Source organism: Chenggangzhangella methanolivorans (genome assembly GCF_019797865.1).
In the GTDB taxonomy this organism is placed as follows: Bacteria; Pseudomonadota; Alphaproteobacteria; order Rhizobiales; family Methylopilaceae; genus Methylopila; species Methylopila methanolivorans.
Map to the genome: position 1 here is coordinate 1,967,045 of NZ_CP081869.1, position 25,675 is coordinate 1,992,719.

At 64.7% G+C, this 25,675-nt stretch carries 26 protein-coding genes, 1 tRNA gene and 1 pseudogene; 9 read left to right on the forward strand and 19 right to left on the reverse strand.

Annotated elements, in window-relative coordinates; all coding sequences use genetic code 11:
• Positions 1-42: 42 nt before the first annotated feature.
• Both K6K41_RS10235 and K6K41_RS10240 read right to left on the reverse strand, forming a co-directional pair.
• A complete protein-coding gene (locus K6K41_RS10235) occupies positions 43-723 on the reverse strand; it encodes a response regulator transcription factor (protein ID WP_261404945.1) in 681 nt (226 codons plus the stop codon).
• A complete protein-coding gene (locus tag K6K41_RS10240) occupies positions 720-1,652 on the reverse strand; it encodes a HAMP domain-containing sensor histidine kinase (protein ID WP_261404946.1) in 933 nt (310 codons plus the stop codon). Before K6K41_RS10240 ends, K6K41_RS10235 begins: the two co-directional genes overlap by 4 nt.
• Before the next feature lie 181 nt (positions 1,653-1,833).
• Here K6K41_RS10240 and K6K41_RS10245 point away from each other — a divergent pair, with 181 nt between their 5' ends.
• Complete coding sequence (locus K6K41_RS10245; protein WP_261404947.1) at positions 1,834-2,376, forward strand: hypothetical protein; 543 nt, start codon at positions 1,834-1,836, stop codon at positions 2,374-2,376.
• 38 nt (positions 2,377-2,414) lie between these two features.
• Here the strand turns inward: K6K41_RS10245 and K6K41_RS10250 are convergent, their stop codons facing one another.
• The 3 genes and pseudogenes from K6K41_RS10250 to K6K41_RS10260 form a co-directional block, all read right to left on the reverse strand.
• Positions 2,415-3,785: a malonyl-CoA decarboxylase gene (locus K6K41_RS10250; RefSeq protein WP_261404948.1), complete on the reverse strand. Its 1,371-nt coding sequence runs from the start codon at positions 3,783-3,785 to the stop codon at positions 2,415-2,417.
• Between the two features lie 117 nt (positions 3,786-3,902).
• Positions 3,903-4,382: pseudogene (gene rnhA, locus K6K41_RS10255) on the reverse strand (ribonuclease HI).
• Positions 4,370-5,338: a homoserine kinase gene (locus K6K41_RS10260; protein WP_261404949.1), complete on the reverse strand. Its 969-nt coding sequence runs from the start codon at positions 5,336-5,338 to the stop codon at positions 4,370-4,372. Before K6K41_RS10260 ends, rnhA begins: the two are co-directional and overlap by 13 nt.
• A 171-nt stretch (positions 5,339-5,509) precedes the next feature.
• Here K6K41_RS10260 and K6K41_RS10265 point away from each other — a divergent pair, with 171 nt between their 5' ends.
• A complete protein-coding gene (locus tag K6K41_RS10265; RefSeq protein WP_261404950.1) occupies positions 5,510-6,640 on the forward strand; it encodes a GGDEF domain-containing protein in 1,131 nt (376 codons plus the stop codon).
• 91 nt (positions 6,641-6,731) lie between these two features.
• Positions 6,732-7,544 (forward strand): L,D-transpeptidase family protein, encoded by an 813-nt coding sequence (locus K6K41_RS10270; RefSeq protein ID WP_261404951.1) that lies wholly within the window; start codon positions 6,732-6,734, stop codon positions 7,542-7,544.
• Between the two features lie 55 nt (positions 7,545-7,599).
• Here K6K41_RS10270 and K6K41_RS10275 read toward each other — a convergent pair whose 3' ends face one another.
• Positions 7,600-7,938, reverse strand: coding sequence for a hypothetical protein (locus K6K41_RS10275; protein ID WP_261404952.1), 339 nt, complete (start codon positions 7,936-7,938; stop codon positions 7,600-7,602).
• Between the two features lie 14 nt (positions 7,939-7,952).
• Positions 7,953-8,912 carry a 4-hydroxy-3-methylbut-2-enyl diphosphate reductase gene (gene ispH / locus K6K41_RS10280; RefSeq protein ID WP_261404953.1) on the reverse strand — a complete coding sequence of 320 codons (960 nt, stop codon included), beginning with the start codon at positions 8,910-8,912 and terminating at the stop codon, positions 7,953-7,955.
• A 179-nt stretch (positions 8,913-9,091) separates the two neighbouring features.
• Here ispH and K6K41_RS10285 point away from each other — a divergent pair, with 179 nt between their 5' ends.
• Both K6K41_RS10285 and K6K41_RS10290 read left to right on the forward strand, forming a co-directional pair.
• Entirely contained in the window at positions 9,092-9,727 is a 636-nt protein-coding gene (locus tag K6K41_RS10285; protein ID WP_261404954.1) for a hypothetical protein, read from the forward strand.
• A 107-nt stretch (positions 9,728-9,834) separates the two neighbouring features.
• Positions 9,835-9,911: transfer RNA gene (locus K6K41_RS10290), tRNA-Met, on the forward strand.
• On the opposite strand, the gene K6K41_RS10295 is transcribed toward K6K41_RS10290, so the two are convergent.
• Both K6K41_RS10295 and K6K41_RS10300 read right to left on the reverse strand, forming a co-directional pair.
• Complete coding sequence (locus K6K41_RS10295) at positions 9,868-11,463, reverse strand: recombinase family protein (protein ID WP_261405699.1); 1,596 nt, start codon at positions 11,461-11,463, stop codon at positions 9,868-9,870. The two genes, K6K41_RS10290 and K6K41_RS10295, sit on opposite strands and share 44 nt — an antisense overlap.
• A 1,072-nt stretch (positions 11,464-12,535) precedes the next feature.
• Complete coding sequence (locus K6K41_RS10300) at positions 12,536-12,778, reverse strand: hypothetical protein (protein WP_261404955.1); 243 nt, start codon at positions 12,776-12,778, stop codon at positions 12,536-12,538.
• A gap of 390 nt (positions 12,779-13,168) precedes the next feature.
• Here K6K41_RS10300 and K6K41_RS10305 point away from each other — a divergent pair, with 390 nt between their 5' ends.
• Both K6K41_RS10305 and K6K41_RS10310 read left to right on the forward strand, forming a co-directional pair.
• Entirely contained in the window at positions 13,169-13,477 is a 309-nt protein-coding gene (locus K6K41_RS10305) for a hypothetical protein (protein WP_261404956.1), read from the forward strand.
• A 10-nt stretch (positions 13,478-13,487) separates the two neighbouring features.
• Positions 13,488-13,859, forward strand: a complete 372-nt coding sequence (locus tag K6K41_RS10310) for a hypothetical protein (RefSeq protein WP_261404957.1) — start codon at positions 13,488-13,490, stop codon at positions 13,857-13,859.
• Between the two features lie 300 nt (positions 13,860-14,159).
• On the opposite strand, the gene K6K41_RS10315 is transcribed toward K6K41_RS10310, so the two are convergent.
• The 10 genes from K6K41_RS10315 to K6K41_RS10360 form a co-directional block, all read right to left on the reverse strand.
• Positions 14,160-14,357 carry a hypothetical protein gene (locus tag K6K41_RS10315; protein ID WP_261404958.1) on the reverse strand — a complete coding sequence of 66 codons (198 nt, stop codon included), beginning with the start codon at positions 14,355-14,357 and terminating at the stop codon, positions 14,160-14,162.
• Entirely contained in the window at positions 14,354-14,584 is a 231-nt protein-coding gene (locus tag K6K41_RS10320; protein ID WP_261404959.1) for a hypothetical protein, read from the reverse strand. Before K6K41_RS10320 ends, K6K41_RS10315 begins: the two co-directional genes overlap by 4 nt.
• A 124-nt stretch (positions 14,585-14,708) precedes the next feature.
• Entirely contained in the window at positions 14,709-17,930 is a 3,222-nt protein-coding gene (locus tag K6K41_RS10325; protein ID WP_261404960.1) for a tape measure protein, read from the reverse strand.
• Positions 17,890-18,123, reverse strand: coding sequence for a hypothetical protein (locus K6K41_RS10330; RefSeq protein WP_261404961.1), 234 nt, complete (start codon positions 18,121-18,123; stop codon positions 17,890-17,892). Before K6K41_RS10330 ends, K6K41_RS10325 begins: the two co-directional genes overlap by 41 nt.
• Before the next feature lie 270 nt (positions 18,124-18,393).
• Positions 18,394-19,026 (reverse strand): hypothetical protein, encoded by a 633-nt coding sequence (locus K6K41_RS10335; RefSeq protein ID WP_261404962.1) that lies wholly within the window; start codon positions 19,024-19,026, stop codon positions 18,394-18,396.
• Between the two features lie 391 nt (positions 19,027-19,417).
• A complete protein-coding gene (locus K6K41_RS10340; RefSeq protein ID WP_261404963.1) occupies positions 19,418-19,990 on the reverse strand; it encodes an HK97 family phage prohead protease in 573 nt (190 codons plus the stop codon).
• On the reverse strand, positions 19,977-20,147 hold the full coding sequence (locus K6K41_RS10345; protein WP_261404964.1) for a hypothetical protein: 171 nt from the start codon (positions 20,145-20,147) through the stop codon (positions 19,977-19,979). Before K6K41_RS10345 ends, K6K41_RS10340 begins: the two co-directional genes overlap by 14 nt.
• Positions 20,144-20,749 (reverse strand): hypothetical protein, encoded by a 606-nt coding sequence (locus K6K41_RS10350; protein ID WP_261404965.1) that lies wholly within the window; start codon positions 20,747-20,749, stop codon positions 20,144-20,146. Before K6K41_RS10350 ends, K6K41_RS10345 begins: the two co-directional genes overlap by 4 nt.
• Positions 20,750-20,758: 9 nt before the next feature.
• On the reverse strand, positions 20,759-21,232 hold the full coding sequence (locus tag K6K41_RS10355; RefSeq protein ID WP_261404966.1) for a hypothetical protein: 474 nt from the start codon (positions 21,230-21,232) through the stop codon (positions 20,759-20,761).
• Between the two features lie 111 nt (positions 21,233-21,343).
• On the reverse strand, positions 21,344-22,123 hold the full coding sequence (locus K6K41_RS10360; RefSeq protein WP_261404967.1) for a hypothetical protein: 780 nt from the start codon (positions 22,121-22,123) through the stop codon (positions 21,344-21,346).
• A gap of 602 nt (positions 22,124-22,725) precedes the next feature.
• On the opposite strand from K6K41_RS10360, the gene K6K41_RS10365 reads away from it, so the two are divergent.
• The gene (locus K6K41_RS10365) at positions 22,726-23,850 is read left to right on the forward strand and encodes a hypothetical protein (protein ID WP_261404968.1); all 1,125 of its coding nucleotides are present in this window, start codon (positions 22,726-22,728) and stop codon (positions 23,848-23,850) included.
• A 1,067-nt stretch (positions 23,851-24,917) separates the two neighbouring features.
• Positions 24,918-25,643 carry a collagen-like protein gene (locus tag K6K41_RS10370; protein ID WP_261404969.1) on the forward strand — a complete coding sequence of 242 codons (726 nt, stop codon included), beginning with the start codon at positions 24,918-24,920 and terminating at the stop codon, positions 25,641-25,643.
• The last annotated feature ends 32 nt before the right edge of the window (positions 25,644-25,675 follow it).

A 25,675-nucleotide genomic window follows, 5' to 3' on the forward strand; every position in this document is an offset into this window, starting at 1 on the left:
CCCCGGGCATGACGGCCTGAGCGAATGAGATCGCATCACGCTCTAAGGCGCCTGCGTCGAGACCATGTAGCCGACGCCGCGCACGGTCTGGATGATCGAGTCCGGCCCCTCGTCCTCGAGCTTCTTGCGGACATAGCGGATGTAGACGTCGACGATTTTCGTGCCCGGGTCGTAGCCGTACTCCCAGACGCTGTTGAGCAGACGCTGCCGGCTCACCACCCGATCGGCGTTCGCCATCAGATATTTCAGCAGGTCGAACTCGCGCACCGTCAGCGTCACCGGGCGGCCGCGATAGACCACGCGGCGCGACGAGGGATCGAGCACGAGCTCCCCGACCGTCAGCGTCGTCGGGTCGTCCTGGCTGACCCTGCGCCGTTTCAGCGCGACAAGGCGCGCCAGCAGCTCGTCGAACGAGAACGGCTTGGTGAGGTAGTCGTCCGCGCCGCCCTTGAGACCCTCGACCTTGTCCTGAATGCCGTCCTTGGCGGTCAGCATCAGGATCAGGACCGGGCGCTTCTCCTCCCGCACGATGCGGCAGACCTCGAGCCCGTTCACGTAAGGCAGCATGCGGTCGAGGATCACGAGGTCGAAGCCGCCGTTTCGGATGTGCTCCAGCCCGTCGCGGCCGTCCTCGGCGACCGTGACCTGATAGCCTTCCGCCTCCAGGCCGCGGCTCAAGAAGCTCGCGATGCGCCGGTCGTCCTCGACCACGAGAATGTTCATGCCCGGTCGTCCTCGATGAGCGGCAGCACGATCATCAGCGTCGCTCCGCCGGTCGGCCCGTCGCCGAGCGAGATCTCGCCGTCGTGCCGTTCGACGATATCCTTGGCGATGGCGAGGCCGATGCCGAGCCCCTTGACGTTGTGGCCGGCGTCCCGGCCCCGGTAAAAGCGCTCGAACACGCGGTCCCGGTCCTCCTCGGCGATCCCGACGCCCTCGTCGGCGATCGCGATGGCGAGCCGCCCGCCCTCGACCGAGGTCGACACCCGGACGCGGCCGCCGTCGGGCGAGTATTTCACGGCGTTGTCGAGCCCGATCATCAAAGCCTGCCGGAGCCTGCGGGCGTCGACGTCGATGCGCGCGTCGCCCGCCCTCAGGTCCGTCTCGATCAGGATCTCGCGGGGCGCGGCCAGAACCTCTCCCTCCTGGACGGCGGCCAGAACGAGGTCGACGGCGTGGACGGACGCGCGCTCGAGGCTCTGGTCGCCGGCGTCGGAGCGGGCGAAGGCGAGGAGGTCGTCGAGCAGCGCCGACAGCTCCCCGGCCTGCGCCTGGACGCCGCTCAACGCGTCGCGCAGCAGGCCAGGATCTGCGCGGCCGCGCAGCGCCACGTCGGCCTCGCCCCGCAGGATGGTCAGCGGCGTCCGCAGCTCGTGGCTGACGTCGGCGAGGAATTGCGCGCGGCGGACGTCGACGTCCTTGAGCTTGGCGTTGGCGTCGCGCAGCTCGCGCGTCCGGTCCTCGACTTCCGAATGGAGGCGCTCCTGCGCGGCGATCAGGCTGGAGCGCTGCGCCTCGATCGCCGTCGCCATCTCGTTGAAGCTGCGCGACAGCGCCGTGAACTCGTCGGATCCGCGCACCGCGATCCGGTGGCTGAGCGCCCCGTCGGCGATCGCGCGCGCGCCGGCCGCGAGCGCCTGCAGCGGCCGCACGATCGAGCGGCTCAGCCCGAAGGCGAGCGCCGCGCCGCTGATCAGCGCCAGCAGCCCGATCGCGACCGAGCCGAACAGCAGCCGGCGCTGCTGGGTGCGGACCTCCGAAAGCTCGCGCGCGACCTCGCTGCGCTCGTCGTCGAGCGCGCTTTCGAGCAGGTTCTCGAAGTCGTTCGAAAGCTTGTACTCGACCTCGCGGCGAAACAGCTCGACCGCCTCGGTGCTTGCCCTCGCGCTGGAGCGCGAAGACGCGCTCGGCCGCCTGGTCGATGGCGCGGTAGAGCTCGGCCATCCGGCTCGCCGTCTCGACGTCGGAGAGCTCGCGCCGCACCTCCTCGAGATCGTGCATCGTCGAGATCTCGGCGCGCGTCACCTCCTTCAGCCGCTCGAAGGCGTCGCGCATCTCGTCCCGCGCCTGATGGAAATCCGGCATCTGCTCGGCGCCGAGCAGCAGCACCTCGGCGATCTGCTCCGCGTAGTTGTTGGCGTTGCCGTCGAGCTCGGCGATGACCTCGAACCGGCGGTGCACGGCGTCGACCCGCTGCACGAAGTCGTCCGCGAGCTTCAGCGCGAACGCCATCACGCCGATCATCATCGCGACAAAGACCGCGGTGACGACGGCGAAGACGACGATGCGGAGGCGGACGGTCATGGACGGATCGATGCGGGCGACGAGAGGGCCGGCACGTTAGCCGCGCCGACGCTGCCTTCGCCGATCACATAACCGTCATGAAAAGGAAAGGCGCGGAGCGCGTCCGCGCCTCAGCGCGCCGCTTCCGTCTCTTTCTCGGCCGCCTTCGGCCGGCGCGCGAGGCGCTTCACCGAGGTCGAGGCCGCGACCTTGCCCCGGGCGGCGTAGGCCTCGTGGTTCTGCTCGATCTCGTCGAGCTCGTAGAGGTAGTTGACCATCATGCCGTGGGCCTGCCGCTCCGCGCGCGGCGAGCGGTCGGCCATGACGTTGACGCGCTCGAGCCGCGCGCCGTTGCCGAGATGGAAGCGCGCCACCGGATCGGCCGGCTGGCCGCGCCGGTTGCGGGCGTGGACGAGGTAGATGGCGCAGGCCCGCGCCAGCGCCGGGCGCAGCGCCTCGGCCTTGGGCTCGTCGTCCATCCAACCGCGGTCCTCGAGCGCGGCGAGCGTCTCGCGATCCTCGGCCGCGAGCGTGTCGGAGGCCGGATCGGCGAGTTCGCCCGAGAGCCATTCGGCGAAGCCCGGCACGGGCGAGAGCGTCACGAAAGGTCGCGATCTCGGCAGGTCGCGCCGCAGGTCCTCGACCACCTGCTTGATCAGGAAGTTGCCGAACGAGACCCCGCGCAGCCCGTCCTGGCAGTTCGAGATCGAATAGAACACCGCCGCCCCCGCCTCCTCGGCGCGGATCGGCTCGCGGCCGGGATCGAGCACCTCGGCGACGCTCTCGGGCATCGACTGGGTGAGCGCGACCTCGACGAAGATCAGCGGCTCGTCGACGAGGCGCGGGTGGAAGAACGCGAAGCAGCGCCGGTCCGGCGGCTCGAGGCGCCGACGCAGCTCCTCCCAGTCGCGGATCTCGTGCACCGCCTCGTAGCGGATGATCTTCTCGAGCACGTTCGCCGGCGTCGTCCAGTCGATCGGCCGCAGCACCAGGAAGCCCCGGTTGAACCACGAGCTGAAGAGATGGGCGAAGTCGTCGTCCACCACCTTCAGCGACCGGTTGACCGGCAGCAGCCTGAGCAGCGCCTCGCGCATGCGCATCAGCCCGGCCATGCCGTCGGGCGCGAGCGCGAGGCGGCGGATCAGCTCCTGCCGGCGCGGCTCTGCCGCCTCGTGAAGCGCCGCCTCGCTCTCCGGCGTCGGGGCGGCGCCCCAGGCCTCGACGGCCTTGGCGAGGCGCTCGCGATCGGGGCCGAAATCCTGGCGGAGCACAAGGAAGAACGCCGCGCGAACCTCCTCGCCGCTCGCCGCCCAATGGTCGAGCACCGAGCGCGCCACGGCGATGCGCGACGCTTCGCCGGTGCTCTCCAGAAGCGCCTCGCATTCCAGCCTCAACGCGTCGAGGCCCGAGGCGCGCGGAGCCTCGGGAGCCGGGCCGAGCAGCCGCCGCCCCTGCTGGGCGATGCTCGCGAGAAGGTCAGAAAAGAACGAGCTTTCGCTCACGGTCGACGGCCTCGCTCGGGTCGGCGTATCGGCTTTCGCGAGGGGATATGGATGGGCGGGGGCCGTTCGGCGAGGGCCTGCGACGACGAAACTTCCCGCCGCGCCGAAGCCTGCGCCTCAGCCCTGCGGCTGCTCCTTGAACGGCTTCATGCCCATCCGGGCGAGCTCGTCCGCGCGCTCGTTTTCGGGATGTCCTGCGTGGCCCTTCACCCAGCGCCATTCGATGTCGTGGGCCTTGAGAAGGGCGTCGAGGCGCTCCCAAAGGTCCTGGTTCTCTGACCTTCTTCTTGTCCGCGGTCTTCCAGCCGTTGCGCTTCCAGCCGGCGAGCCATTTGGTGACGCCGTCGCGCAGATACTGGCTGTCGGTGTGGACCACGACCGTGCACCGCCGCTTCAGCGCCTCGAGCGCCGAAATGGCGGCGAGCAGCTCCATTCGGTTGTTGGTGGTGGAGACTCCCCGCCCGACAGCTCCTTCTCGACCGCGCCGAACCGCAGGATCGCGCCCCAGCCGCCGGGGCCGGGATTTCCGGAGCAGGCTCCGTCGGTGAAAATCTCGACGGCGCTGGCCGTTTCGCCCGGCGCGCTCACCCGCGCCATCCATAGTCGGCCGCGCTTCCCGCCTGCTGGTGGAAGCGGAGCTTCCGGAAATATTCGAGCGGGTCGAGCTTCTTCACGAGCGCGCCGGCCGGCGTGTCGAGCCAGTCGACGAGGCGGGTCAGCAGGAAGCGGATCGCCGAGCCGCGGGCGAGCGTCGGCAGCGCGTCGATCTCGGCGTCCGAGAGCGGACGCGCGGCGTGATAGGCCTCGAGCAGCGCTCTGCCCTTCGTCACGTTGAACGACTGGTCGGGCTCGAAGCACCACGAATTGAGGCAGACCGCGACGTCGTAGGCGTAGGCGTCGTCGCAGGCGAAATAGAAGTCGATCAGCCCCGACAGCCGGTCGCCGAGGAACAGCACGTTGTTGGGGAAGAGGTCGGCGTGGATCACGCCCGCCGGCAGGTCGAGCTTCGCGAAAGCGCGCTCGAGAACGTCGAGTTCGGCCGCGATCTCGGCGTCGAGCCCTGACTGGACCACGTCGCTCCGCCCCTTCGCCGCATCGGCGAGCGGCCGCCAGCCCGAAACCGACAGCGCGTTGGGACGGCGGATCGAAAAGCCTTCGCCGGCCGCATGAAGCTGTCCGAGCGCGCGCCCGAGCTCGGCGCAATGGGCGGGCGTCGGCTTCTTCACCGAGACGCCGTCGAGAAAGGTCACGACCGCGGCCGGGCGTCCGCACAGCGTGCGCAGCGCTTCGCCGTCGCGCGCCTTGACCGGCAGCGGACAGGTGATCCCGCGCTCGGCGAGATGCTCCATCAACCCGAGGAAGAACGGCAGGTCGCCCTTGTCGACGCGCTTTTCGTAGAGCGTGAGGATGAAGCGCGCCTTGGTGGTGGCGAGCAGGTAGTTCGAGTTCTCGACCCCCTCGGCGATCCCCTTGAACGAGACCACGTCGCCGATGTCGTAGGCCGCCACGAACGCGGCGAGATCGTCGTCGGAGACTTCGGTGTAGACGGCCATTCGGAGGCAACTCGCGGGACGGTGAAGCGGCGCGCCCGTGCTTAAGGGCTCGCGCGCCGCGCCGCAACGCGGCGTCCGGCGAAGGCGAGGCTGGGGACAGGGCGAAATGCGGCAGATCGTTAACCATGTCTGTCGTAACGGTTCCTGAGTACGTCCTCACGCTCCGCGCCCATGTTCTTCTCCGAGCCAGACCTGCCGACGCTGCGGCTCTGCAGCCTGCTCGCGAGCGTCGCCTTTGCGCTGGTGTTCCTGGCGCTGTGGCGCGGCCGGGCGAGCGAGGCCCATCTGCTCCATTGGGGCGTGTCCTCGGTCCTTTACGTGCTGCTGCTCGCGACCTTCGAGGCGCTCGAGGGCCCTCCGCCCTCGCTCCTCGGCGCGGCGCTGTTCGCGGTGCTGCCGCTCTCGAACGCCCTCGTGCTCTCGGGCGCGAACCTCTTCGACGGCCGTCCGGCGTTCCAGGGATGGATGGCGCTTCCCGTCACCCTGACGGCGCTGCTTTACGCCGCGCCGCTGCCCTTCGCCGAAACGCCCGAGGACGCGCGAGCCGCCTGCCTCAAGTTCGGCACGGTGGGGCTTGCGGTCAGCGTGCTCTCGGTCGCGGCCGCGCTCGTCTTCGGGCCGCAGAACCGCCCGACGCTCGGCCGCAAAATCGCGGGCTGCGCAATGGGGGCTTACGCGTTCGGATATGTCGGATCGGTGGTGGTCGACACGCTGTTCGGCGCCTGGGCGGAGCGCTTTGCGATCGTGCCGCATCTCTCCGACCAGCTGCTGCTGCCGGTGCTCTATCTCGGCCTGCTGGCGATGCCCGGCGAACATGTGCAGCGCACGCTTCGCGACCGCGCGTCGCGCGACCCGTTGACCGGCGCCGGCAACCGACGCGCGCTCGAGGAGGCGCTCGCCGCAGACCCCGTGGCGCCGGGGCTTGGCGTCGTGCTGATCGACATCGATCACTTCAAGGCGATCAACGACCGCGACGGTCACGGAGCCGGCGACGCCGTGCTGGTGGCGCTCGCCGCGCAGGCGGCCGCTTCGGCCCCCGCCGCCGGCTGCCGTCTGTTCCGGCTCGGCGGCGACGAGTTTCTGGCGCTGCTGCCGCAGACGACGGCCGCCCGCGCCTGCCGTTTCGCCGAGGAGATCAGGGGCCGCGTGGCGGCCGGCGGGCCTGGCGTCGCGGCGTTTACGGTCAGCATCGGGGTCGCGGCCGTCGAGGCCGGCGAGAGCGATCTCGGCCTCGCGATCGGCCGCGCCGACGCAGCCCTCTACCAGGCCAAGGCCGCCGGCCGGAATCGCTTCGCGGCGTGACGTCGTTCACAGCCCGTTAAGACCCGGCGGCCGACCCTGGGGACGGCCGCGCCAGTATTGCGGCTGTGTCAGTTGGGAGCATGCCGGCGATATGAGTACGTCGTCGCTTGCGACGCTCGTGCGCGTCGCGTTCGTCATTGTGGCCGCCCTCGGGCTCGCCGCCTGTTCGTCGGGTCGTCAGGCCAAGGTCAAGACCGGCTCGGTCTCGATCGCGACGGTGAGCCTCATGAAGCGGCTCGACATGCCGCGCACCGCCCCGATCTTCATCCGCGTCTTCAAGGAAGAAGCGCAGCTCGAGGTTTGGAAGCAGGAGCGCAACGGCCAGTACGCGCTGCTGCGCTCCTACGAGATCTGCAGGTTCTCGGGGAGACTCGGGCCAAAGATCCGTCAGGGCGACAAACAGGCGCCCGAAGGCTTCTACGAGATCGAGCGCAAGAACCTGAACCCGTGGTCGCGCAACCATCTCGCGTTCAACATCGGCTTCCCGAACGCTTTCGACCGCTCGCTCGGCCGCACCGGCGACCACATCATGGTGCATGGCGGCTGCAAGTCGGTCGGCTGCTACGCGATGACCCACAAAAACGTGGAGGAGATCTACGCGCTGGTGCGCGAGGCTCTGCTGTCGGGCCAGGAGTCGGTGCCGTTCCACGCCTTCCCGTTCCGCATGACGGAGGCGAACATGGCGCGCCACGCCGACGATCCCAACATGCCCTTCTGGGAGATGCTGAAGGTCGGCCACGACGCCTTCGACCGCACGGCCCGTCCGCCGCGCGTCGCCGCCTGCGACGGCCGCTACCGCTTCAAGCTCGATCCGAGCTGGAACGCGGCGAGCGACGCCGAGGTGTGCGGTTCGCCTGAGCCCGCGATGGCGCAGGCGCAGGTTCAGCTGGGACAGGCGTACTGATCAGAGCCGACACGTCGCACGATAGTGGTGCAGATCGGTGAACTGCGAAGAACTGCTAAGAACCTTTGATACTCTGGTACATCCGCCTCTGCGCGGAATTGATCGAAGCGGGATGCCAATCCCGCTCGCGTTTCGTTGCGGGAAAACAGTATCTCTTGCTTTCAAACTGATAAAACAACGTGCTGTGTATCCCATTGGCGTCGGGCTTCGGGATAGGTCGCTCCCAAAGCTCATCAAGCGCCCGCGACTCCTCGCCTAAACGAGTGAAGAGATCCTCGGCGAACTCGATGTCTTGCCCCGGATCAGGAAATATCAAGAAAAATTCTTCGTCGGTCGCTTGAAAAATTGAAAAGGTGCAGTTGTTGGCGCCGTCGATGATCTGAATGTTTTTCATTTAATTTCACGCTCTCACTCCGCCGCCGGACGAAGTTCCCTCGGCAGCGGGAAGAACACGCTCTCGTCAGCGGTCGACACGGTCTCGACCGTCACCTCGTAGCGTTCGGCGAACGCGTCGATGATCTCCTCGACCAGCACCTCGGGAGCCGACGCCCCGGCCGTGATGCCGAGCGTCGAAATCGCCGCAAACTCCGACCAGTCGATGTCTGAGGCGCGCGCCACGAGCCGCGCCGTCGGGCAGCCGGCGCGCTCGGCGACTTCTCGCAGCCGCTGCGAGTTCGACGAGTTCTGCGCCCCCACCACGATCAGCCCGTCGCAGTCCGGCGCGACGCGCTTGACCGCCTCTTGGCGGTTGGTGGTGGCGTAGCAGATGTCTTCCTTGTGCGGTCCGTGGATCGCGGGGAACTTCGCTTTGAGCGCCGCCACCACGCCCGCGGTGTCGTCGACCGAGAGCGTGGTCTGGGTCACGTAAGCGAGATCGCGCCCGTCCGGAACCTCAAGCGTCGCGACGTCGCCCTCCGTCTCGACCAGCATCACGGCGCCTTGCGGCAGCTGCCCCATGGTGCCGACCACCTCCGGATGGCCCGCATGGCCGATCAGCAGCACGAGGCGGCCGCGCTTGTGATGCGCCTCCGCCTCGCGATGCACCTTGGTGACGAGCGGGCACGTGGCGTCGATGGCGAAGAGGTTCCGGGCCCGCGCCGCCTCCGGCACCGACTTCGCGACGCCGTGCGCCGAGAAGATCACCGGCGCGTCGCCGTCCGGCGCCTCGTCGAGCTCTTCGACGAAGACCGCGCCCTTGGCTTTGAGCGCGTCCACCACATAGCGGTTGTGCACGATTTCGTGCCGGACATAGACCGGCGGCCCGAAGCGCTTGAGCGCCGCCTCCACCACGTCGATCGCCCGCACCACGCCGGCGCAGAAGCCGCGCGGCGCGCAGAGCAGGACCTTGAGCGGCGGCTTGGCGGACATCGGGCGGCGATCGCACCTTCACATTGCGTCGGCCTCGAGATGGGGCGGGCGCGCCGGGAGTGTCAAGCGCGCCCATCCCGTCGCAGCCCTGCGGCGGCCGCGCCTTTCCAAGCCGTCCGGGGGCTTGCTATAAGGCTCGCCGCCGCGGGCCGGCGCGGCGGAAGTTCGGGAACAGGTCCATGCGTCGCGTCACTCCGATCCTCGCCCGCCTGCGCCGGGCGGCGCTCGTTCCCCTCGCCTGCCTTGCGCTCGCCGCCTGCGGCACCGTGAGCCCGGACGATCCCAACCGCGCCGCCGCGAACCCGGACGCCGGCACGAAGTTTTTGCTCGGCACCTCCAATCCGACGCCGCTGCAGACGTCGGCCGACGACATCAAGCGCTCCTGCCCGCCGATCGAGATCCTCGAAGGCGCCTCGGCCCATCGCGTGATCGAGCCTGCGGGCTCCACCGACGCCTTCGACGTGCGCTACCAGGCATCGATCGCCGAGACGGCGCGCGAGTGCTCGACGCTCGGCGTCGAGGCCGCGATCCGCATCGGCGTCCAGGGCCGCGTGGTGCTCGGCCCCAAGGGCGCGCCGGGAACCTATCGCGTGCCGCTCAGGATCGCCGTCGTCGACGAAGGGTCGCGGCCGGTCTATTCGCAGCTCCATCTTGTCGACGTCACCGTGCCGGCGGGCGCCACCATGGCGGACTTCACCAAGATCGACGACGCGATTTCGATCCCGATCCCCGCCAACCGCTTCGCCGGCTGGCGGATCGTCGTCGGCTACGACGCGCAGGCGCCGGTCGCGGCGAAGACGACGCGCAGGCGCTGAGACGGGCGGCCCCGCGTCCGCGTCGCTTGACACCGCTTCGGCCGCTTCCTTATATCCGCGCGCCTTGAGCGCTTCGGCGCAGCCCGATGCGGGCGGCCTTCGACCGGGGCGGAGTAGCTCAGCTGGTTAGAGCAGCGGAATCATAATCCGCGTGTCGGGGGTTCGAGTCCCTCCTCCGCTACCAACGGTATAGCCGACAGGTCCGGGCCGACGAGGCCCGACAGTTTTCCTTCGATTTTGACCGCGTATTCTCCTCTCCGTTCGCGGGGAAGCACGATTACGCCCGCCACCAGATCGCGGAACGACCGGGTGAGTGCGGGGTCTATCCTAGACGCGTCCGCCATCGTTCTAGACAGCGCGTCGACGTTGTCGCGGTAGCGTGTCATGGCGATAGGCTGGAGATCGATGATCGATGCGACTCGGCCAGCCAGGGCGAGTTCGCGCTTGAGACGCGCCTCCTCGGCTCGCAGGGAGGCGAGGCGCGCCGTTGCATCCGCCTTCTCAAGCAGCCCATCGACCAATAGGTCGGTGACGCGCGTCATCTTCTCCTTTGTGACGTCAAGCGCCCGCTCAGTTGCGGCCTTCGCCGCGCGCGCTCCGCTCTCAGTCTCCCGTCGCTCTGAGACATACTCGCCGATGTAGTCGTTCAGCAGATCCGGATCGGCCAGTTGCGTACCGATCGCGCTTACCACGAGATGCTCGAGCCTCTCCACGTAATAGCGTGCTCCGTTCTCGCAGCTACTGGACTCACGACGAGTGCTGCACATAACCCGCGGCCCACTCCGGTCGGTCCCAACGAGCGTCATGCCCCCGCCACAGCAGGAGCAGCGCAGGAGGCCAGAGAGCACACGAGGCGTCTTTGGTGCCCGCCGTGCCGCTTCGCCGCCGGTGGCCGCCTTACGGGCCTGCACGGCCTCGAAGAGATCATGCTCGATGATGCGAAGCTCTTCGGCCAAGGCCTCCTGATGCTGGCCCGCATCGTTCGGTCGGGAGACGCGCTTGCCGTTCGATGGGTCTTTCACCATCCGGACCCGGTTCCAGACGATGCGCCCATCGTAGAGCGGATTACGAAGAATGCCGTGGCCGCGCGTCCCGCTCCCGTTGATGGTCGATGCGTTCCAGCGCTCGCCTCGCGGCGCCGGAACTCCGTCAGCGTTTAGGGCGGCTGCTATCGCCCGTGGCGCGGTTCCATCTGCGTAAGACGCGAAGATGCGACGGATGACGTCCGCTTGCTCGGGCACGATCTCAAGCTTGCCGGGCTGGCCTAGTATCGGCCGGTAGCCATAGGCGCGACCGCCCGCGTTCCGCCCATCACGGACGACGCCAGACATGCCGCGACGGACCTTTTTAGCCCCCTCCTCCCTCTGCATCTGGCCGACGAGGCCGTGGACCCCGATCTGCAGCGTGTCGAGCCGACCGCCGTTGACGCAGTCGATCTCAATTCCGCGGAACGCAAACTGCTTGTGGAGGCCGGCGAGGTCGGCCATGTCGCGCGAAATGCGATCGGCCGCTTCAGCGACGACGATGTCGAACTCACGCGCCGTCGCCCCCTCGATGAGGGCAGCGAGACCGTCGCGACCAAACATCGAGGCGCCAGATCGAGCCCGATCTCGGAATGCCGCTACGACGGTCCAGCCATGGCGGCGCGCGTAGTCGCGGCAGAGGTCGATCTGGTCGTCGACAGAGCGGTCATTTTGGAGGTCCGTCGAGAAGCGGGCGTAGACGGCTGCACGCATGCGGGCACTCCAGGCTCATTGTCGTTTGCGGCTGCGGCGTCGATACGCGCTTGATGTCGTGCCAGCGCTCGGATGAAGGCGCGGAGCGCTTCTTTCGAAGCGTCCGCGCTGATGTTGTCGTTAGCGGGGGTCATGCGGCCTCGAGTGTTTGCCCGAGGGGTGGTTCGGACCATTCCCAACCGTCGGGAAGGTGTCGGGCGATAATTTTTCGCACGACGCCACCGGTGACGGACGCGACTGTTAGAGCCCGCGAGGACTTTAGCCGATCAGCGATCTCGACGGTTGCCGCCCAAACCGCTGGATCAGAAAACATTCGGCAAGTCTCGCGCCATGCCCACCGCTGGCATTCAAAGCGTTCGGTATGCCCAGCATAGTCTAGAGCTTTACATATTTGCTCGGCGATCTGAGCGTCGGTTTTCCTACCTGAATGAGCTCGGCGAGCGTCATAACGAAGCTCAGCAACTCCGCCTGCGTACGTCCCAACAATGTCTCGGAAGACCGCATCTAATCCATAGATAGCGATAGCAGAATCTAAGCTTCTCTCCCCCATTGGTCCATATAGACGGCATTCGCCGCCAAGCCCTCGTCTTACATTTCGGAAGATGCTGATCTTGATAGCTTGCACAGCCCTTCCTGCGAGAGAATACGCGACCGCGTGACCGGCTTCATTCACAGGCGTAACTTCGTAATGGTGATGTATTTCACAAACAACGCTACCGACGTCCTCCAAAATATAGAATACATTCGAAGACGCTTCATCGAGCCGCTGCAATCCATCGAGAGATAGCGAAGCCGTAGTTAATCGAGGCGGAACCGAGTTTTGTCTGATGCTCATCACACACGTCTCCTCGATCGGCGCGATGCTCTTCGCGTCGGTTGATACATTTGATCTATAGAGGGCGGCTAGGCCGCTAGGCTGTGCCGACGACGCGAGTGTAACACGCGAATCTCACATCGTCGGATTTCGTTTTCGTATTTTGTTCTCGTCGTTCGTTGACGAGCTAGGCTTTCAGCCTTCGGGCGGCCGAGCGAGGCTGAAACGCAAAAAAACCCGCCCGGCCGAAGCCGAGCGTTAGGCCACGGCGCGCAACCCCGCTCTCGCTTTCTCGGCCTCATAAGCCGCGGTTGTGGCAGCATTGATCCTGAACAAAGACGTCGAGAGATCAATGAGAGCGTGCTGAATTGCGTCGACCAGATCGCTCTCCTGGCCATCAGTTAAGCGAGCGATCATGTAGTCGAGCCCGCCGTATATGAACTGCGCATTGTTCAGTTCAGTGTCGGCGTCGATGATGTGAGCGAGGGTCTGCTTGTGCATGGCGGTTCTCGGAAAGGCTTTCGACAGCCTGCCCGGCAATCGGCGCCGGAGCCGGGGGGTCGAAACCAGCCGAGAGACTGGTCGGACGGCTTTAAGCTTTCGCTCTGGACATAACGCCCGCCCCCGGCCACGATGAGCCGGTCGGCGCGCGCTCGCCAAAGCACGCCCGTTGTTGCCTTCAAAGGCAACGTCGCCGCCGCTCCTCGCCAAAGGAGCAGCCCACGCCAATGGGCTTGTTGCGGTCTATCTCGGTCCGGGTTTCGACACCCACGGACACGCTTCCCGATTCCGCGACGCGCCACAAGCGCGATCGAGTAAGTGCGACTACGTACGCGACCTTGTTCCCTATCCGTTCCCACGTCATGATCGACCTCCGAACCGGAGGCGCCGATGCAGACCAATCCCGACGAACCACTCGGCGAGATCCTCACGCTTCATGAGGCAGCGGCTCGTCTGAAGCTTACTCCCAACGCCATGGCTCGAGCGGCTGGTGACGCCGGCCGCGGCTCGAAGTTCGGCCGGGACTGGCGGTTCACCGAGGCGGACCTCGCCGCGATCCTGCAGGCCCGCCAGGTCCGGCAGCGGACGCCGCTGGGCCGTCCGGTAAGCGCGAGCCGCGGTGAGGAGGATGCGTTCGCGGAAGCGCGCAAGCTCGTCGAGCGGCGCAAGGCGGAGCGAAAGGCTGCGCGCGGCGGATGAATAAGGCCGAATGTTCAGCGCCGCCGCGCACTTTAATTCACATTCGCGAGAAATCATTCATATCGCTAAGCTATTAGTCGCAGACGCGTTTGACATCAGCACCCGCCGCGCAACTTCAAATAGAGCCACGCAAAACATAGGGTGTCTTATGACACACCACATTGACGAGGAAATTGCATTCGCGGAGCGTAAGGTCGAGCAGGCTGCTGACGCTGTGAGCAATCAAATCCATTTAGTATTCAGACTAAAGACGAAGGGCATTGACCTATCTGGAGCCGAGGATCGTCTTCGAGATTTGAATTTGGAACTGCGGCAATGGAAGGAGTACAAGACCCTTCTGTTTATTCGGAAGGGGATGACGGTAGATCATCAGTCCGAGTGATCGCTCCGGGATCATTTGCACGCCGCGGCTCGCTTGCACGGACGCGCCCGGAGGCGGTTATTTGAAACCCTTCGTCGACGCGCTCGATCAGCCCCGTCGAGTCGAGGTGAGCCACTGCATCTCCATCCAACGGCACCGCCTGGGGCATCTCGGCTAGGAGGCGAAGCATCAGGTGCTCGGGCTGGGTAAGTTCGGTTCTTGTCATGGCATCGAAAGGCGGTTCGTGGAGTTAAGTTCCGCCTAGCCGGGGAATTGATCGCGCCCAATCGGTCTTTGGTCGAGCGCCGCATGACGTGCCGTTCAGCCCTCCGGCTCGTCCTTCTCCGCCGCGTCGCGCGCCAGCCGAGCCGCCTTCAGTCGTTCCGTCTTGGCGTCTTGCGCGGCCCGCTGGCGTTCGATGATCTCTCTCGCGGCCACCGTGGTCGCGTTCAGGCGGGCCTCTGTCTTATCAGCCCCGTAAAGCTGCTTCGGAGGTTTGTCTGCAGCCTCGTCGCTCATGACTTCGGCTCGATCTCGTCCGGCGCATAGATCCGGTCGCCGTCTTTCACCCAGGCTCGCATGCCGTCCCTGACCGGGTCGAAGCGGGCGCGAGCCAAGGCCATTCGACCGTTGGCGCATCGCTCAAGCTGCACAGGGGCTCTGCCTGGCGTGATGACGGTATCTCGGAAATCGCCTTCGGTCGGAACAGTGCCTTCAGGCAGCCAACGTACAATCGCGTCTGGCACGGGCGCGCCTCTCTGGGGCGAAAAAGCCCGACGCGACGGGGGACCGCGCCGGGCTTCTCAAGCGGTGATGACGTTGGGACGCGCCATCAATTGCTAGACGCTTAACCCCAGCGATTGTTCCACCTCACACTTCGTGGGTGTTCATGTACTCGACGCGATTCCGGAAATTCCGGTCATAGGCCTGGAGGCCTTGAGCCACGCCGGCTTCGGCCTGCTCTTTCGCGATACGCTTGATCGTCTCGTCGCCATTGGCGCCGGTGAGATCGATCGTCGTCCGGAAGTTGAGCGTCGAGCTCGACCGCGGGATCGGCTTGTTCTTGCCGATCGCCGGCATCCGGAGATTGACCGGGATGCGCCGGCCGTCCGGCAGCGGCACCGCCGCCTCGGGGCCGGCCTCGCCGAAGATCGCCGCCTTGTCCGACACGCCGCCCGACGCGTATCGCGCCAGGTGCCGCGGGCCGGACGGCGTCATCACGCCGCCCTCGGCGAACTTGAAGCCGCCGAACAGCGCGCCGAAGAGACCGCCCAGTCCGCCGTCCTTGCCCGACGTGCCGAAGAGCCCGGCAAGCGGGCCCTGACCCATCAGGAGCGCCTTGATGCCGGCCTCCGCGAAGGAGGCAGCCAGCTTGCGGACGGCTTCGCTCGCCGTCGCCGCGCCAGTGATGATGTCGGTGAAGGCGCCGGTGGCGCCCTCGGCGAAGAACTGCTCCGCCTCCCGCATCCCTTGAATCGAGGTCTTCGAGGTCTCGAGCGTCGCCTGCGCCTTCGCGTAGGCAGCCGCCTTGTCCTCGATGGACTTGATCATCTCGGGCGTGGCCTTCTGGCCGTCCTTCTCGACCTCCTCTAGAAGCCGCGCCTTCTCGGCCGCGTATTCCCGCGCATAGGTGAGTTGGTTGAGCGCCTCGGTCTCGCGGGCGAGCGCCGCCGTGCGGGCGTCGCTATCGCGAAGCATGTCGGTGAAGTCCTTCGCGGACTTCTCCTCGGGCGTCAGATCTCCGGCCGCGATGCGCGTCGAGTTAGCGCGCCGATCGGCGTAGTTGAGGACGTCCTGAACCGTCTTGCCGCGCCCAAGAATCGTCGGGTTCGCCGCGACCGCGTCGCGGTCGAGGTAGTCGGCCGCCAGGCCGTTGCGTGGCGCCTTGAGGATCGCGTTGGCGCCGCCCGATCCGAGGAAGTGCGCAAGGTGAAGGTTCGCCTCAGTGACCGCGTTGCCGGACGCCTGCAGCGCCGACGCGTTCTCCTTCGCGTACTCCTCGATCATCTTCTTCGAGATTTCGCCATTCTTGCGAAGCTCGAGGATCGCTCCGCGCGACATGGTCGAGAACTGCTCGGGGTAGAGCTTCTTGAACAGGCGGAGCCAGGTCGACTCGATGAACTGGCCGAGGCCGGTCGCCGTGGAGTCCGGGTTCTTGGCGTTGGTCCGCCCGCCGCTCTCGACCTTGATGACCCGGTCGACGTAGTCCTTGATCGCGTCGCCATTAAAAGACTGCGACTGCTTCGCCGAGAACTCGGCGTCGATCTCCTTCGTCGCCTGGACCCGGATCTGGACCCGGTCGATGATCTTGCCGGCCTTCTCCAGCGCGGCGGCGATCTTCTCGGCTCGCTCCTCGATCTTCTGTTCGCGCTCGTCGGAGTTTTCGAGCTTGCGGCGGTCGAGGAACTGCTGGGCGTCCTTACGCTCACGCTCGAGCGTCGCCATCGAGGCGTCCTCGACGGCCCGGCGGTTCGGCGCCGCGACGCGCGCGCCGGCCTCGGCCGCCTTGGTGAGAGCCTCTTGGTTCTTAAGCGCGGCGAAGATCTCGGCCGCGATGCGCTGATACGCCTCCGCAGTCTTGAGGAGCTTCGGGTTCTTCTCGACGAGATCGTCGAGCGCCTTGTTGTACGACTCCTGGCTGATGCGGCCCTCGCGGGCGCGCTTGTTCAGGTCGCGAAGCTGGTTGGCAAGTTGCAGCGCGCCGGCGTTCGCATAGGAGCGGCCGTTGACGCCGACGTCCTTGAGCGAGACTTGCCCGAGCTCTTTCGCCTTCTCGGCGATGAGCGCCTCGTTGTCGGCCATCCGCGCCTTGCGCTGGACCTCCGTGAGGTCGCGAAGCGCGTCAGCGGCCTTGCGGATCTGGCCGGCGGTCGAGCCGCCTGACAGCCCGAGCGAGCGGATCGAGTCCGACGCCCGCGACGCGGCCTCGTCGGCCGCTGTGGCGCTGCTGGCGAAATAAAGGCCGACAGTCGCGGCGACAGCGATGATCGCGCCCAGCGGGCCCGCGGCAGAGCCGAGGGTGCCCATGGAAGCGGCTAGTCCGCCAAGTCCGACGCCCTGCGCCGTCCGGAGGATCGCCAGGAACCGCAGCACCGCAGTGCTGGCCACGCCCAAGCTCGCAATCATGCCGCCGATCGCCCGCCCGACGAGCGCCGCAGCGATGACGCCTGCGACCTTGAGGGCGGTGTCGGCGGTGTTGTCGAAGTCGTCCGCGAGCGCGTTGAGCGCGTTCGACAGAATGACCGTCGCGCCGAGCGATTGATCCTGCTTGCCGATGTAGCGGATCAGCGAATTTTCAACCTTGGTCCATCCCTGCTCGAGCGTCTGCGTGGCGTTCGCCGCCATCGCCTGAACGGTCGGCATCCCCTTGAGGAAGGCCTGGAAGAACGCTCGGTTGGAGACCGCGCCCTCGTTCACAAGCTGCTTGAGCTTGGAGACCGAGCCGCCGGCCTGGTCGAGGCCGGCCGCCACCGCCATCAGGATCGGGCGCGCGCCCTCGTTGACGCTGTTGAACTCTTCCGCCATGACGCGCGACGAGCCGAGCAACTGGCCCAACTGCGTCAGCGCGCCGGCGGCTTCCGTCGAAGACTTGCCCGCGACGCGCAGCGAGACGGCGACGCCGTCGGCGAACTGCGAGAGCTCCGCCGACGAGGCCCCGAGTTCCTTCTGCGCCTGCGCAGCCTTGCCGTAGACGTCGGCCAGCGCGCCGATCGGGGCCGCGTTCTTCTGGGCCGAAGCGAACAGCGCATCGAGAACTGCCGCCTGCTGCTGCCCGACGACGCCCGCGACCGCGAGGCTGTTCTTCGCCTTCGTCCACGCGTCGGCGTAAGCGCCGACTTCCTTGATCGACAGCGCCGCGCCGATCGCGCCCAAACTGGGGATCAGGCTACGGCCGAACCCCGACGTCAGACCGTCGAGCTTCTTGCTCATCGAGGTCGCGCTGCGCTCGACCTTCTTGAATTCGCGCTCGGCGATGCCGTTAGCGCGACGCATTTCCTTCTCGTACTTCGTCAGAGAAGCTTCGAGTTGGACGACGAGCCGTTCGAGATCTTCAGCCAACGATAATCTCTCCGGCGTCGGCTTCCGCCGCAAGATGGCGGAGGAGGTCGGCCGCGAAGGCGTTTCCGGTGGTCGCCCGCAACAGGCCGGCGGCCGCGCCAATGAAATGCGCGCACGTTTCGATCGGAACCGGCGAGCGCGCCAAGGCTTCGCTCATCGTCGCGATGGCGAGCTCGTCGGCCAGACGAACCGGTTCGTCGGCTGGGAAGTTCGGCGTTTCGGTCATTTGGGATCTCGGAAAAGGAAAGCCCGGCGCGATGGCCGGGCGAGGGAACGTTGTCGGCCCCGAGGCTTTGACCTCGGACACGGGAAAGGGACGACGATGTTTGATCGAAATGGCGCTGCGCTCGCGCTAGCGTTCGCCGCTGGCGTGGCGGTGACCGCCATCGCAACCATCCTGCTCAGACGGCGCCAGCCAAGGCGCGCCGACTTCTCAGGCGAGCAGTTCGAGCACCTTTATTTCGCGGAGCCGCGCAAGCTCGCCGACTCGTCAGTGTCAGGCGGCTAATGCAGCGCCGACTACGTCCTCCGGCCACTCGTGCACTCGACGAACGACGGGCCGCGCGCCAGCGCGGATCTCGACGGCGTCGACCCAACCGCCGACGGTTGTGAGCTCCGGCCCGCCGCTGATTTCAGATGCGGGTGTCAACCGCTGGAGTTCGAGCAACTCGACCCCTCGCTCGACGGTGAACTGCGCTGGGTCGATCGTCTGTTCGGCGACCGAGCAAAAGGCCCGGACGGTCGCCAGCGCGCCGGCCGGCACGCCATGGGCGTCATGGTTCGACTGCAGCAGGAGCAGCGCCTGGCGGCGGCTCGCGGACCAGCCCGCAACTACGACGTCGACCGCGTGCGACGCTTCCTCTCCGAGGCGGCTGATCGTGTCCGCGAAGATCGCATCCGCGCGTGCGATAAAGTCGTCGATGCTGCGAAGCTTGGCTTTACGGCACGCCTCGTCGAAAGCCGGCCAAGCGTTCGCCGGACCGCGGCAACAGAAGACCGCGAGCGTGCCGGGAAGCGGCAGGATTTTTCGGGCGAAGCCGATCGCCTCACCGGTGTCATGGCGATAGCAGGCCGCGTCAGCGACCATGAGGATGCGGCCGTTCGCGGCCGCCCCGACGAGGCCGGTCATCGGAGCACCGCCGCGCCGACGACGGTCGCCGGCGTCGTGCCGGAGATTAAGGTCACGCCTCCGATACCGGCTGCGCCAAACACCGAGAAAAGTGCACCACCAAGTGCTGCGGGCATAGGGAAATCTCCTCAAGTTTGATAGGGTTGCGTTGAGGCGGCGTTGGAGCCGCCTCAACATTTGAATTGTGGGAATGTGTGCGTTGTGCCCACGCCGGTCCCTGGGGCCGACGGCCGACGTCCTCGACCCTCCCCCTCCGGCCTCGCGCGCGCTTGCGCGTGGGCGCGTACGTGCGAGCGCGCGTTTGCGCGCCTGAGGCAAAAACTGTGTTAGCGCTGACGTTGTGGGACCGCGCCGGTCCTTAAGAGAGGCGGCGACCGTGTCGGAGGAACCCCTACCGACTGGGTCGCCCGATCGCCTTCTCTGCGGCTTCGAGCCGGGCTAGCCTGGCACGGTAGCCGGGCGAGGCTGCCCCAGTGGTCTGGGAGGCAAGGCCGATCGAGGTGCCTCCGTAGGCTGGATAGGCCACGATCGACACTTCTGTCAGGCGCACCTCATGAAGCGTGCGCACCGGCAGTGCGGGCCATTTCGGTTCTTCCCACGACTCAGAGCGAACCCAGAACCCGAACGACATGCCGCGGAGGTCTCCTCGACGAACGAGCCCGAGCGCCGTGGCGCCGTCGGGCGTACTCGGATCGAGGTCGATCTCGACGGCAAGGCCGACGGCGTCTTCGCGCAAGCGAAGTGTGCCCGACGACTTCCGGCCAATGATCGCGACGTTGAAGTGGTGGAGAAGGGCAAGCTGATCGTTGGCCTTGAGCGACTGCGCAAAGGCGCCAGGCGCTATGACCTCGATGTACTCACCGTCGATATTGGCTCGTTCGTTGAACCGAGCCGCGTAGCCGGCCAGCCGATGTTCGGAGGCCGGTAGCGGCGAGCTTAAGAATCGCGCTTCACTTTCGGGCAACGGTTCTCTCCGCAGCCTTCAGGCGGGCATCGCGCCGCAGATGACGAGCGATCGTCTTCGCATCGTCGCCCGGGCGCGCGTACGGCTTTCCGCGCACCAGCACCTTGCGATCTTCCGCGGGCAGGCGCTGATCGGCCCGTTCAAGACGTGCGCTCATCGAACGGCCTCATTCCAGTATCCGGCCGCCGCGGCCTCACGCAGGTACGCAGGTACGCGCGTCTCGCCGTAGCGGCGGCTGCCGAGCATGCTGGGCTGCATGGGGGTCAGGGACGTCCACGAAACGTCCTCGGCCTCGAGTTCGTCGATGAGGTCCATATAGGCGTCGTTGGCCTTCTCGGCCTCGACGAGGGCGGCACAGATCTCGGCGACGCGGCGGGCGTATTCGTCCCTCACTTGGGCGCAAACAGCGCGGCTCGCTCGGCCTTTGGCGTCCGTAATGCGTTTATCGAGCTCGGCGAGAGCGTCCTCGATGACGCGCAAGCGGGCGTTGATTTCAGCGAGGCGATTGCGCAGCACTACCGGACCATCGTCGACGTCGTCGCCTAGCACTGCAGCGACGGCAGCGCTCACGCGGCGAACCGGGGCGGGGGCGGCGACGATCTCGTCCTCGACCGAGCCCTTCTCGGCCTTCTTTGCGGCCTGTTCGTCCAGAAGTTTCGAGCGAAGTTCGGCAAGCCTGGCGTAGTCGGCGTCAACATCGACGAGTCGAGGAACAACGAAGAGTTCGGCCGGTGCGGCCGTCTTTGATTTTCGGAACATGAGAATCTTTCAATCGAGGGCGTGGGCGAGCTTCTCGAGCCCAGCGCGAGGAAAGCTGATGAGGCGGGTGGCGTAACGAACGGGCTCGCCGTCGTTCATCTTCACCCAGCCGTCGGAGTAGCGGACCGACGCGGCGAGCGGTTCTTCGATCAGGAGAAGCTCCTCGAACAAGCTCCGGCCGGCACGGATCTCGTCGAGCTCGAACTCAAGCAGCCAAGCGAGGGACCAGTCGAGGTTCTCGTCTTCCCGGAGCGCGGCGTAGGAAGATGCGTGTTCGACAGTGTCCTTGATCGGACCGCCGCGGAGAACCGCGAGGAGCAGCAGGATCGCCTGGCGGGACGTGACGTGCGGCAGGCTGTGCCGGCTCAGGGCGGTCGGAAGCAGCCCGGTCTCGCGTAGCGCTCGAATTCGCTGGCAGACTTCCGCTTTGGGCACGTGCGTTGCTGACGCGACGGCCTCCGCGAGGCCGGCGACGGTGGTCATTCTCTGATCTCCTATGTGGCTTGTGACGCCCACGGCATGGCGGGCGAAAAGAAAAAGCCCCGCGCGCGGGTGCGGCGGGGCTCAATGAGAGGTGCTCTCTAACTATACCGCTCAAGCAGCGGCGTAGAGTTCACCGTTGTCATTGTCGGCGCAGGGAAAGAGTGGAGCGACGGCCGCAAGGCCGCGCAGAACGAATGCCTTTCCGACCGCCTCGGCGGCCTTGCCCGAGAAACCTTCGCGCTCACCGACGGCGCCTAGCGTTGCGCCGAAACACACGGCGAACTCGAGCGGCTGACAAAGCGGGCCGGCAAGGGCCTGGGCCGCACAGAGAAGCCGCTGTGCGTCCATCCGTCTATGGAGGGGCTCATCTCCTCGCCAAGCCTTGGGCGTCGGCTTGGAGCGCCCGCCGATGACCTGATAGCAGCCATCGCCTCGATCAGCGCTCTTGGGTTGCTGAACGCCCTTGTATCGGACCTCGCCGCTCGCCGGGTCGCGCCACGTCCGCTGGGCGATGGAGTACATGTCGGCGTCATCGAGCGCGCTGCCGAAAAGCTGGAAGTTGGCCGCGACCACGTCCCACGTTCGCTTGTAGGCCTGCGCCACGCGCAACGCCCGCTCATAGCCACCGAGCCGCAGCATTCTCTCGACGGGCCAGGACAGCGTCGTGGGGCGGTCACTCTGAGTCGCGGCATCTGCGATCCGGATCTTGGTCGCGAGCACGAACTCCTCTTCCGCAGTCAGCCGCTCTCCAATCGACCGGCCGGAGCGTCGCGGCTCGTTGTCATTGTCAGCGACCGGCTGGTCCCAAAAGTCTTGCGGAGGTCGCTGGGCGTGGTCGAAGACCGGCGCATCCGCGCGGTCGAGGGGAGGCGGGCGGTCTATGGTCGTCATCGATGTCCCCGGGGTTGCCCGCTCGTCACGGGCGCGCGCTTAAGCCGGCAGGCGAGCGGAAGACTATATAAGAACGAATAGAGAACGATTGTCAACAGCGCGTTGCAGCCCGACGGCTTGACAACCAAGCGCCATGCCTCATCCTGTGGTGTATCGGAACCGGCTGAAGCCACTAGATGTTGTGCCCGCGGCCGAAAAGTGAGGATAAGAGTATGGCTGGAAAAAGCGGCGGGCCCACCCGGAGCTCAAGCACCGGGCGATACGTTCCGCCGGGGCAGGGCAAGTCTAACCCGTCCGGCACGGTGCGCGAGGCGCCGGGGAAGAGCGGCAGCACGGGCGGAGCCTATCGAAGCTCGAGCACTGGTCGGTTCGTGACCGAAAAGTACGGGAAGCAGCACCCCGGAACGACGACGCGCGAGAAGTGAGTGCTGTCGACAACTCAAGCCGGCCGTGGGCAGCCTCGGCTGGCCATTCGATTTTAAGTACGGAGGGGAGGAGCTTAGAATAGATTCAAGCCGTCAAGCGGCGAACTTGGAGTTGAGATCTGAACCTGTAGCGCTGCGATCAATGATGAAATTTTGGTCTGCAATATTGAGGTCGTAATGAGCAGTGAGCAGCGTGGGCCGTTGCATTGTGTTGAGTTAAACACAGGCCGGAATCTATCTGGTATTTTGAATGTTGGGCCAGATGAAATGTCTGCAAAATTATATAGCTATGGTGATGGATTTAGTATTACATCAGATGATGTAGTCTGCCTAAAGACTGAGGAGCTTGATATTGCATCGTTGCACAACATCGTTCTGATGGGTCCACGATCCTTGTCAAGATCAACAGGGCATGTCTGTCAAACACATAAAGTAATAGCAAATACTACTGTTATTGGTCCAGATGCTTGGAATGCCTTAGATACGGTAAAGGTAGCTTATTTTACGCTAGAAGGTTCAATGAATATTTTAAAAAATCAAACTCTGTTCGGAAAATTTCTAAAATCGAGATTTGGAAGTCGTAGCAATAGAGAAATTTTGAAGATTGATGCTGCCGGTAAGACATATAAAGTATCATACGCTGCATCTTATAATTATAATATTAGAGGTAAAACAAAGGCTTGGCCGATATTTTCTATTGAGTACAAAGCATCTTCATTTCTCAAGCAATACTTTAGCGATTTAATGTGTATCTCTAGATTTATCTCTTTTTGCTTAGGGGAAGAGGTGAATCCTGGAAATATAAGAATTAGCAAAATATCCGAGCGGCAAATGCTTCGAAAGTTAAGGAATGGGCAGTACCATGGGGAGCATAAAGTTCATTACATATGGCCCAAGAGAGAGCTTGATCATTCTTACGGAGCGGCTGCGGCCGGATCACCGTTTGCTGTCTGGGATGATAGCGATCTTTCAGCTATGCGCGATGGGCTATTAGCTTGGATCGCAAGAGAAAGTGAGTGGAATACGGCGTATGCGCTGATGTCTGAGTCGCTAGCGCTACGCGGTGAGATGTCAGGGCCTCGCATGATCAATGCCTGCAATTGGTTCTCCAACTTGCCAAATGCTCGCATACAAAAAGCAATTAAGCTAGATCATATCGAGCTTGTTGCTCAAGCCGGTGGAGAAATTGCTCGCCAACTAGGATACTCGTCAGATGTGATTCAACGAATTAAGGGGAAGATCAAGGAATACGTACTGAAACATCACGAGACTTCTATGCTCGCATTGTCCAAGAGGTCTTAAAACGATTTGGTGTTGGCATATTAAGAGAGGGCGTAGTCGAAGACATTATCAATGGTTTTCGCCAGAGAAATCTGGTTGCTCATGGGGCTGTTGATGAATTTTCGGATGATGATTTCAAGTCCTATTCAAGATCTGTAAGGGCAATTGAAGCCGTGTCATTTCTGATGATGGCTAAAGAATTGCCCATATCCGATGAGGGTTTAAGTCGGATTCGTTCAAATCGCTTTGTAATCGATTATAAACTTGCCTTTTAAGCGGTTAGGGCTCTTGCGTTGCGGCAGTAGTGGTGCGTGAAGATCAACCCGCCCGCTGGTTCGGCCGAGCGACGAGATGTCCACCGCCGCCCGGCCGACTACTCGCCAGCCACTGAGGGGCAGAAGACCGGCGAGCCTAAAGGGAAGGCTTGAAAGCATCGATTGTTCCTTGCGGGTGAGTGAGGCACTCAGATCGCCTCAACCTCGTTCCCATAGATACGCGTGCTCGGCGGCCGTCTGCGCTTGTTCGCGTGTCGCGCAAAAGCCGTCGGCGCGCTGCATTGCGTCTGCGCCGCCAGACGCAGCCCGACAACTCACCCAGTACCAAAGCCCGGCTTGGGACCCGCCGACAACTTGGAAGACCCGAACGAGGTCTCCCGAGCTCGCAAGATGGCAGTCCGGCACGTGATGGTCGCCGGTTCTATGCGGATCGCTGGGCCACGTGCGGGCCCAAAGGAAACACCTGCGCATTGGCGTCTCGCAACCGGGCCGATACGCAGGCTTTTGAGGTGACGCGATCGCCTTCCCCCTACGATCGCGCTGTCGAGACCGGCGGAGCGACTAGGGGCGTAATCGCGCCGCGCCCGATCGGGGGCGAGGTGGCTCTCGAATTAAATCTGGGTACGCTTTGGGGCGCCACGAAGGCCGAGGGCGGGCTTAGCGCTGCTCCACCCACCCCACCGCCTCACCTTGCTCCACCCCGCCTTATGAAGGTGGAGCAATCAGGAACCGCCGGGGCGTGACGCATTTCCGCTTGCGGAGTGCACCCTGCAGTTGCCATGAAAAAGGTACGACTGTCGGGGGATGACGGAAGTGAGCGAAACCAAGTCAGCAACGCATTTTTTCCAGATGGCCGGCGGTGCGGGCATTCTGTTTGCCCTTATAGGCTCCGTGTGGGCGGCCGGGTCGTATGCAACCAACCTTCAGAATGAATTTGAGGCTTCAAAGGCGAGAGTGATCCAGCTTGAGGCGCAGTTGGAGGAACTGAGAAAAAGGGTTGTAGCGGAGTCGCTTGGGACAGGACGTGGTGCCAAGGGCGATATCGGCCCTGAAGGGCCGGTCGGTCCGCGCGGACCTCAAGGGCTTCGTGGCGAGCCAGGCCCGCAAGGGCCCGCGGGTGAGGCGGCTGCGGCCTCGAACGACGCGCTGAAGGTCGCGCTGAGGGAGTTGCTACGCAGCCCCGAGTTTCGCTCTGCGGCAGGTGGGGCAACCGCCGCCGCCACAGTTCCCGTTTTTACCGCTGAGCCGCCAAAAGGTTGCCTTGCTGCAGAGTCATTCCTCAAGTCGAAGGCTGTAATATTGCGCAGAGGGTCCGAACTGTGCGATAAAGATGGGGCGGTTATTGCCACTGTTCATAATATTGTCGACAATTCGTCGGGCGAGATTATTTTTAAAATTCCGGGAGAGAGAAATTTTCAGTGTGATGGTAGGGAAAAGTGTTCGTTTAAATGGTCCGGGGAGCGGCAATTTTATATTGAGAAAGTCAACGGCGACGCTGACCCGATCACAGTGACTCTAAGGCTGCAAGACAAGCGGTAACACTGTCATTTTTCGAGATGCGTTGAACCGCT